We start from the raw sequence: 603 nt of genomic DNA on the forward strand, positions 1-603 counted from the left end.
GGCGCACTCCTTGGCCAGCAGGCGGGCCGTTTCCCCGCGCGACCAGCGCAGCGGCCGCCCGGCCTGGTCCAGGGCCTCGCCGTAGAAGGCGGGTTCGGCCACGAGGGTGGGTTCGCCCACGCGGCCACCCTCGACGCGCAAGGGGTCCAGCCCCAGCAGGATCATGGGCGAAGCGTCGGCCATGGCATCCACGGGACGGTGCCCGTCCACGGTGGACACGGCCACTCCGCCCCCGGCAAAGCTGACCGAGGGGAAGGAACGGGATGAGGAGAATTCTTCCGCCACGCCACCCAAGGGACCGAGTACACCAGAGACACCGGGCACGCCTGGCAGGCCACCGCCCGCAAGCGATGCCGCCACCGTCGCATGCACCGACGCTGGCAACACCACCGCCTGCGTCACGTCCATGGCGACACCTGAAGATACCGCGTCCGTGGCAACGGCAAACACCCCGCCATCGGCCATGGAAAACGCTTCGTCGGGACGGGCCACGGCGGCACGCATGCGCCACTGCTCGCCTTCCGCCACCGGGCGTTCAACGGCGGGCCTGGCGCGCAGCACCCTGTCGCTCAGCGGCGCACGCACGAACGGGCTGCCCGCGTC

The 603-nt window shown here is 71.6% G+C and carries 1 pseudogene; it reads right to left on the reverse strand.

What is annotated here, in order from left to right:
* A pseudogene (locus FVW20_RS18175) lies at positions 1 to 603 on the reverse strand (transglycosylase SLT domain-containing protein); the annotation flags it as partial.

Origin of the sequence: Nitratidesulfovibrio oxamicus (assembly GCF_015731765.1) — a bacterium.
Taxonomy (GTDB): domain Bacteria; phylum Desulfobacterota; class Desulfovibrionia; order Desulfovibrionales; family Desulfovibrionaceae; genus Cupidesulfovibrio; species Cupidesulfovibrio oxamicus.